Origin of the sequence: Methanosarcina sp. 1.H.A.2.2, from assembly GCF_000979975.1 — an archaeon.
GTDB lineage: Archaea > Halobacteriota > Methanosarcinia > Methanosarcinales > Methanosarcinaceae > Methanosarcina.
Genome location: NZ_JJQL01000052.1, coordinates 24,271 through 31,003, shown reverse-complemented (window position 1 = coordinate 31,003; position 6,733 = coordinate 24,271). Strand labels below are relative to the sequence as shown.

Sequence of the window (6,733 nt, the reverse complement as noted above, 5' to 3'; positions counted from 1 at the left end):
AATCAACGAATTGCCATTAACAAAGGTCAATTATAATTTGACAGTTGGCCATTTAATAAAAATAATTTTATTTTTGAGGACATTTGCGGAAAGTCGGCTGAAACAGTATGCTCTTTTTATTATATTTGCAGTCCTTTCAATTGTACTTGTGGGCATACCTGCAATGTTCTTCACAAATTCGATATTTGTTGCAAACCTGTATGGAAGGTTAGTGGAAAGGAAAGCAGGCTATGGTCTGTAAAAACGTTAGAATGATGTTATATCCGTTTACGGCCGGATTTTTCTGGCCTGAATATTTTTTTTCTTTTCTGGATTCACGGAATAGTATCTCCGGGTAAACTGTTAAGGTTCGGTCGGACTCCGGAAACTTCCCTTTTCCCGAAATGGTCAGCATTTCTACAAAATCAATTCGCCGGAATTTGGGGAGCTAATAAAAAATCCCTTATTCTGTCGATCACTGCCGTTACCCTGACGGGGAAAGGTACTTCCAGGGTTGTTTTTTCCTCGAAATGGTTATCATAAATGCTGTTTTCCGAACCATTTGCCACGATGGCTTCACTATTACCATTCAGGTAATTCCCGCTTACCGTATTGTTGTTGCTGGAGTCCTCGAGGAACCTGCAGTACTTGAAATCCTCGGTCACTATCCTTGTGTTCACTGTTTTATTATTCGAGGGGTCAAGGTAGATGCCGTAAAGGCTGTTTGAGCTTACGGTGTTGTTATTGAGCGTGTTGAAGGTGGAAGACTTGAGATAGATCCCGTGCCCGTTGTTCGAGTTTGCAGTGTTTGCTTCCAGGGTGTTGCCGGAGGTTTCGTTCAGGTAGATCCCGTTTTTGCTGTTAAGGTTTGCAGTGTTTCCTGTCAGGGAATTGTTTTCGCTGTAATAATACAGCATGATCCCGTTCTCGTTCCTTGAAGCGGTATTGTTTTTAAGCTCGTTGTTCCAGGAAAAATGGTTGAGATGGATGCCGTATTTCCTGTTCAGGTCTGCCCTGTTGCTTTCCAGGCTGTTATTTGAGGAGGAGTCCAGGTAGATCCCGGTTTCATTGTTCGAGCTTGCATTGTTGTTTATCAGTGTGATATTTTCGGCGCCCCGGATATAGAAGCCGTTTTCATTGTCCAGGGCGGTGTTGTTGTTAAAAATATTATTACTGCTGTAATATTCCAGCAGAAAACCGGTCCCGCTCCTCGAAATCCTGTTCTCGCTAAATGCGTTGTTTACGCCTCCGAACATAAAGACTCCGCCCTTATTGTCCGACGCGGAGTTGCCCTTCAGTTCATTGCTGTCAGATGCAGCCAGAAAGATAGCGATATAGTTATTCGACGCGGTATTATTGCTCAGGGTGTTGTTGTCGGCATCTTCCAGGAAAATGCCCAGGATGTTGTTGGATATTTTATTGTTGGAGAGGGTGCAGGCATAAACTCCGCTATCTGCTTCTCCGTCCATTCCCCCGTTCACTCCTCCATTTACTTCTCCATCAACTCCTTCATTTACCCCATCATCCACATTTTCCTCCGGGGCCCTGAATAATTCGGATCTTCCGTCAAGGTATATCCCACAAGGCTCGCGGCTTTTCCCGGTACTGTTTGCTCCTGTAACGTTAAAGCCGCTAATTGTAACATTACTTGCCGTCATATGGAACACATGATCGCTCGGGTCGGCTGCCTGGACAATCGTATCCTCCGGGTTTCCGGACTTTGAGATAATGGTTAGTTCTTTGTCCACATCCACATTTTCCGTATACGTTCCGCTGAAAACGAGAATGGTGTCCCCGGATTTAGAATGGTTTACAGCTTCCTGTATGGAGGTATAGTCTGCTCCTCCGTTTTCATCCACAGTGATGCCCGTAGCTGCTGCAGCGGTACCTGCGGGTATTATCATTAAAAATAATATCAGTAAAACGAATTCCAGTGAAAGGCAGTTTTTTATTTTCAGTTACCCAAACCCCTTTTTCACATTTAGCTTTTATTTCTATACAATATCTAACAGTTTGTTTAATTTCCTTTAATATGCCTGAAAACGAGTTTGAAGGCTGATATGCTTAGAGCGCCTACGGCCACTATCAGCAGGACAAAAAACACTCCGCCCACGAATTGGCTAAAGAGCATAAAAGAAGAAACGTGCCCCGGAAAAAAGAACTCTTTTATGTAATACAAAATTGTAACAAGTATCAACATTACTAAAGAGGCCATTGCTAAAGCCCGGGTGGATATTTTTTGTAACATTTTTGCCTTTCTCCTTCATGGAATCAGGATCAAGCCTGGTCAAAATTGTCTTCATCCCTTAAGGAAAGCTAAGCTGTTCTCTTTATTCCTCTATAGCTGCCTGCGCACGATCTCAATTTGTTGTTGACTCGTTAGCATCATTTGTTGTTGGTTCGTTTACTTCACCAGCTGGTGGTTCCGGGAAATCATCGGAACTGTTGTTTTGCTGTTCCGAGAGATTCTGTCTAGCAAGGTAATCTTCGATCATCTGTCTTTTTAATTCTTCAGGATAGTTTTCCGGAAGGTGCTCTATATCCTCAAGACTTTCGATCTGGACGGGCTCAAGCTTCTGGTCCTCTTCGAGCATTTTCCTTACAGTCTCGTTCTGCTCGGCAAGGGCACGAAGTTCATCACCACTAAGCCGGTTTAATTCATCACCTTCAGCAAACCAGGGGTCGCCTTCATTAAACCAGGGCGCATACGCAGTTTTTTCTTCGGTCTCTTCTTCCTCTTCTCCTTTATCTGCTGCTTTTTGTGTGCCCTCAGTAGGTGCAAAGAAAACGGCCGCCAGCAATACTGCTATAACCAGCGCAGATATTCCAAATTTCATATTAGTTTCCCATATTCCTTACTGCAATTCATTTCCCGTTTTTCTTTTTCTCGTTTGAATACTTTTGTTCAAATCCATTACTTTTTAAATAGAAGATTTATTTGTCTTTTTCTCCCCAGACTATCAAACAAAGAGTAAAGTTGGAATTTTATCTTACTAATTTATTTAATAATAATCGAATATTTGATTTTTTACAGAAAAGTTATATGATATAATATTTCTTTGTTATTTTGTAATGTAATTGATTTCTTATATTCTACATTGATCCGTGGAGAGTATTTCATGAATAAAACATGGGTGGCAGTAATCGTATTTTTTGTGTGTGCCATCGGAATTCTCGGAACATTTTACGAAAGCCAGGTTGAGGCAGCCGCTGATGTGGTTCTTTCTGGCAATGTGAGTTATACCGATGCCGAATTGCAGGAGCTGTATGAAAAATACGATATTACAGAAAATGACCTCAAATTTGCCAGAGGCGAACTTCCGAACTATCTGGAAGGCACTGTTTTTCATGGTAACTTAAGCGTCCTGGTCACCGAGACAGGCGAGCCTCCGGAGGGTTCGGCAGAGGGCGTGGATTATGATGTTGTAATGAGCGAGCCGGAAATGTCAAAAATAATGGAGGAGGCAAGGGCAGCCTATATTGACAAATATGGGGTAGACCCGGCAAATCCCAAACTTGACGAGGTCGATGGCTACCTTATCCCTATACAGGAAGCAAGAAAACTTGTGCTCCTTGATATGGTAAGGGAAATGGAATAAAAATGATTCTTAATTCGAAATAATCTGACTAAAATTAGAGTATTGAGGTTTTTGAATTCTGAATAAATCCGGATCCGGTGATCAAATGAAGGTTGGGAAAGGGAGCCGGGTGGACACAGGTCCCGGCAAAGAAAGTGCACGGCCCCGATTTTGTGAGTGCGGTTGAAAAAGTTAAAAAGTTTGGGCAACGCTTGAGCAGGTTTCTTAATGCGAGCTGCCCTGGATTTTCCTGACTTTCAGGAACCTCATAGCACGGCGCTCTCCTTCCGTCTCGACAAGCCCGGCTTTTGCCAGTTCGAGCAAGCGGGAATAGAGGAACATATCCCCTGCCAGATGGTATTCCTCCGAGAGTTTACCAAGCATTTCCCCGACAACTCTTGCCGCACTGGCCCAGGTTTCAGGTACACTTTCCAGGATTTTTTCGTCAAAAATATCGGGGGATTCGGAATACAGCTGCCCTCTCCAGAGAGTCCGAAGCGGCATATTATCTTTTTTTAGTTCTTCCCACCTGCCCAGGTAATAGGCGAGTTCTTCTTCCGTTAAGCGTCTTGCCTTATTTTTCCCGGATAGGAGCCACTCAGGCCGTAATTCCCCAAGGAAAATCGGGACTATACGCTCGGTTATCCCGTTTTCATGAACAACGTCAAGGCCCTCGGTGAGGTCAACAACAAGGAGTTCGGAAGGATTTTTTTCCCGGGAGAGCAGTTCCAGAAAACCCGTATATTCACAAACGGACCTGCGGGTAAACCAGACGATCTTTTCGGCTTCGGTTTCAGATACCTGCTTCCAGAAGTCTTTCACCCGGTTCCAGAACATTTCGGCTTCAGGCGCTTGGGTCATGTAGGCCGCTTCGTCTTCCATTTCCGCAAAAAGGGATTCAAAATATTTTTTTCTCAGTTCCGGGTCGTAAGGAGAGACCGAACCGAGGCTCAGGTCATCCGGAAGGGCAAGGACAGTTTCCCCGGGATTGCCGCGGAGAGCAAATTTCAAGGAGCCCCCCGCCGATTCGGTGAAGATTATATGAACTGTTTTGTTTGTCATTTTCAAGCACCATGTTTTTGAGAGAATTTTTTAAGGGAGGTGGTGAATAAACAGGATTTTTTTAATGGATAATGGGCTTACTTACATAAAAACAGGCAGTAGTGAAAAAATATATTTCACCTCCATTTTTCAAATATGCTGGCTTAGGAAGGTGTTTCCGGGATGCATAGGCGGGTTTTATAATTATATTTGCCAAACGAAAACCTCAAATATTAGTTAGACTAACTAACTAGTTAGTCTGGCTAACTAAATCCCACTAATCTCGTTAATGGAGAGCAAAAATGGCAATCTCTCAGTTTTTTGAAAAAATTGACCGATATTATCAAAAAAATTTAAAAGAATATGAATTCTCCGAAGAATACAGCGATATCAGCTTCAATACATTCCTTTACCTCAGGAAAATAAATTCCCTCGGCAATCCCACAATGTCCGAACTGGCAAAGGCCATGGAGGTCAGTAAACCTTCTGCAAGTAACATGGTCTCTAAAATGGCGGAAAAAGACCTGGTTGAAACAGGGGCTTCTCCGAAAGACGGAAGAGTTTGCCTTCTAAGGCTTACCGATAAAGGGAAAAAGGTAGTTGAGATTGAAAACGGGGCTGACATGAAGTTTTTCGAAAAAGTCCGGGAAATCTTGGATGATGAAGAACTTGAGGTTCTGGAGAAGATTTTTGAGAAAATCGCCGCCGGCCTGGAAGAGGAAAATGCATGACCGATGAGCAGGAAATGAGGGATGCAAGCATCGGGAAGCTGTTCCTGAAATTCGTATTCCCTACAACCATCGGGTTGATCGTTGTGGGAATCCAGGGAGTTATTGACGGTTTATTTATCGGAAACGCCGTGGGTGATCAGGGACTGGCAGGGGTGACCCTTGCGTTTCCCACGCTTATCGCCATAGCCGCAGCAGGTCACATGATAGGAATCGGGGCATCAAGCCTTGTAGCCCTGACCCTTGGCAGGGGAGATCAAAAGCGGGCTCATCGACTTGTGCATAATGCTTTTCCCCTGCTCCTGCTTGCGGGAATAGGGCTTACCATCTTCGGGCTAACCTTCTCGGATTCCTACCTCCGGCTGCTGGGAGCTTCCGGCCCGGTTTTTGCCATGGCCGATGACTATCTCAGGATTCTTTTTGCAGGATCGGTATTCCTGCTCCTGGCAATCGCCCTCGATCCCCTGGTCCGAAACGACGGAAGACCCGGCCTTGCCATGTTATGTATGGTTGTGGGTGTTGGCGTAAATCTCGGGCTAGATTACCTCTTCATCGTACGCATGGGCATGGGAATTCCGGGAGCTGCCATTGCCACCGTAATCGCTTTTTCCCTTTCCGGAATCCTGCTGTCGCTCTACCTTTTCAGCAAGTGGGCCGGACTGAGGCTAAAACCCCGGGCCTTTCGCCTGGAGCCGGGAGTTATTCTTGAGATCATAAAGGCAGGCCTTCCGTCCTTTGCAATTCAGTTTTCAACCTTCTTCCTGCTCTTTGCAAACAATTACATGCTGCTCAGGTACGGATCGGCCCTTGCGGTTTCAGGCTACGGTATCATAGGATATGCCTTCTCGATCTTCTCCCTTATCTTTGAAGGAATCGCGGTTGGCACCCAGCCAATAATCGGGTTCAATTACGGAGCCCGCTGTTACTCCCGGGTTGCAGGAACCCTGAAGCTGGCTGCGATTTCCTGCATTGGAACCGGAGCATGCGGATTTCTCTTTCTCTCAGTATATCCGGAACAGGTTATCCGTATCTTCAACCACGACAGCCCCGAACTCCTGGCAATTACCCTCAACGGCATGGGGATTTTCATTTTTGCCCTCCTTGCCCAGGGAACGGTCATGCTGGGTTCGGTATATTTCCAGGCCATAAACAGGGTCAGAACTTCCCTTTTCATCCAGCTCGGAAAAGTATTTCTCTTCCTCCTCCCCCTGCTCTGGATTTTACCCCCTTTAATGGGCATTGATGGGGTCTGGCTCGCAACCCCGGCTGCGGAATTCCTGATGCTCCTGGTCGTACTGGGCTTGCTCTGGAAGGAGTTTGGTTTTCTCAAGAGTAGAATACCTGTAAGTGAGGAAGGCCACTCCCTTGCTTCTGAGATTGTATTAACTCCAAACAACTAAAGAAGGC

Annotated in this window: 6 protein-coding genes and 1 pseudogene; 4 read left to right on the top strand and 3 right to left on the bottom strand. The window is 45.1% G+C overall.

Annotated elements, in window-relative coordinates; all coding sequences use genetic code 11:
* Positions 1-241: pseudogene (locus EO93_RS07685) on the top strand (hypothetical protein); the annotation flags it as partial.
* A gap of 163 nt (positions 242-404) precedes the next feature.
* Here the strand turns inward: EO93_RS07685 and EO93_RS07680 are convergent.
* Positions 405-1,883: a right-handed parallel beta-helix repeat-containing protein gene (locus tag EO93_RS07680; RefSeq protein WP_048161860.1), complete on the bottom strand. Its 1,479-nt coding sequence runs from the start codon at positions 1,881-1,883 to the stop codon at positions 405-407.
* A 456-nt stretch (positions 1,884-2,339) separates the two neighbouring features.
* Positions 2,340-2,816, bottom strand: a complete 477-nt coding sequence (locus EO93_RS07670) for a hypothetical protein (protein ID WP_048161856.1) — start codon at positions 2,814-2,816, stop codon at positions 2,340-2,342.
* A gap of 282 nt (positions 2,817-3,098) precedes the next feature.
* Between EO93_RS07670 and EO93_RS07665 the strand changes: the two genes are divergently transcribed.
* The gene (locus EO93_RS07665; RefSeq protein WP_048161854.1) at positions 3,099-3,578 is read left to right on the top strand and encodes a hypothetical protein; all 480 of its coding nucleotides are present in this window, start codon (positions 3,099-3,101) and stop codon (positions 3,576-3,578) included.
* Between the two features lie 204 nt (positions 3,579-3,782).
* Here the strand turns inward: EO93_RS07665 and EO93_RS07660 are convergent, their stop codons facing one another.
* On the bottom strand, positions 3,783-4,619 hold the full coding sequence (locus EO93_RS07660) for a DUF3658 domain-containing protein (protein ID WP_048161853.1): 837 nt from the start codon (positions 4,617-4,619) through the stop codon (positions 3,783-3,785).
* Between the two features lie 281 nt (positions 4,620-4,900).
* Between EO93_RS07660 and EO93_RS07655 the strand changes: the two genes are divergently transcribed.
* Entirely contained in the window at positions 4,901-5,329 is a 429-nt protein-coding gene (locus EO93_RS07655; RefSeq protein ID WP_048134781.1) for a MarR family winged helix-turn-helix transcriptional regulator, read from the top strand.
* Positions 5,326-6,726, top strand: coding sequence for an MATE family efflux transporter (locus tag EO93_RS07650; protein WP_048161851.1), 1,401 nt, complete (start codon positions 5,326-5,328; stop codon positions 6,724-6,726). The genes EO93_RS07655 and EO93_RS07650 overlap by 4 nt, the downstream gene beginning before the upstream one ends.
* The last annotated feature ends 7 nt before the right edge of the window (positions 6,727-6,733 follow it).

Bases quoted from the DNA above. Each gene is read 5' to 3' on its own strand.
- EO93_RS07670 (WP_048161856.1), bottom strand. From the start codon at position 2,816: ATGAAATTTGGAATATCTGCGCTGGTTATAGCAGTATTGCTGGCGGCC.
- EO93_RS07680 (WP_048161860.1), bottom strand. From the start codon at position 1,883: ATGATAATACCCGCAGGTACCGCTGCAGCAGCTACGGGCATCACTGTG.
- EO93_RS07665 (WP_048161854.1), top strand. From the start codon at position 3,099: ATGAATAAAACATGGGTGGCAGTAATCGTATTTTTTGTGTGTGCCATC.
- EO93_RS07655 (WP_048134781.1), top strand. From the start codon at position 4,901: ATGGCAATCTCTCAGTTTTTTGAAAAAATTGACCGATATTATCAAAAA.
- EO93_RS07650 (WP_048161851.1), top strand. From the start codon at position 5,326: ATGACCGATGAGCAGGAAATGAGGGATGCAAGCATCGGGAAGCTGTTC.
- EO93_RS07660 (WP_048161853.1), bottom strand. From the start codon at position 4,619: ATGACAAACAAAACAGTTCATATAATCTTCACCGAATCGGCGGGGGGC.